1 protein-coding gene and 1 pseudogene are annotated in these 717 nt (G+C 64.7%); both read left to right on the top strand.

Annotated elements, in window-relative coordinates:
* A pseudogene (locus EN893_RS36440) lies at window positions 1-301 on the top strand (MBL fold metallo-hydrolase); the annotation flags it as partial.
* The coding region (locus EN893_RS36435) for a 5'/3'-nucleotidase SurE (RefSeq protein WP_281062546.1) at window positions 298-717 on the top strand (420 nt) is incomplete at its 3' end. The pseudogene EN893_RS36440 and the gene EN893_RS36435, both read left to right, overlap by 4 nt.

Here is a 717-nt window from a genome sequence, read left to right as displayed (position 1 = left end):
ATCGCGCCTCTTGCCGCGTGCCGACCATTCCGGTTTTCCGGTGCTGCTTACCGGCCATCTGCCGTCAGGCTCGCCGGGCGATCTGTTGCACAAGGCCGGCCGAGCGGACTGGGTGCGCATGCCGACCCATCCGACGCTGCCGGGCAATGTCGACATCTGGGAGAAGGCCGGTCGTCCCGCCGCACTCGGTCATTCCTGCACGCCGGACCTTCTCGGCGATCTGCAAACCCACATCCCGTCGCTGCGCACGCAATGCCGCACCGGCCAGCGCATAGTGGTGTCGGAGGCAAGAAAACGATGAGAATTCTGATTTGCAACGACGACGGCATCGAAGCGCCGGGGCTTGCCCGTCTGGTCAATGCGGCCGGCGCGTTGAGCGACGATGTCTGGGTGGTCGCGCCCGACAGCAAGCGCACCGCTGCCGGCTCGTCATTGACGATTGCCAGGCCGTTGACCATGCGGCGCGTCAAACCGAACTGGTACTCCTGTTCCGGCACTCCGGCCGATTGCGTGGTAAGCGCCATGACCTGGCTGTTCGCCGATTCCGAGAAGCCGGGCCTTGTGCTGTCGGGCGTCAACGATGGCCGCAACGCTGCCGAGGACCTTGCCTATTCCGGTACGCTCGGCATTGCGCGGGAGGCGACGTTCTGGGGCGTTCCGGCCATCGGGTTCTCACGCGTGAAAAATCCTGATTTCACCGATGGCGACGACCAATGG

Source organism: Mesorhizobium sp. M7A.F.Ca.CA.004.04.2.1, assembly GCF_004022825.1.
GTDB lineage: Bacteria > Pseudomonadota > Alphaproteobacteria > Rhizobiales > Rhizobiaceae > Mesorhizobium.
The sequence above is the reverse complement of the archived record's forward strand: the minus strand, read 5'-3'. Positions and strand labels throughout refer to the sequence as shown.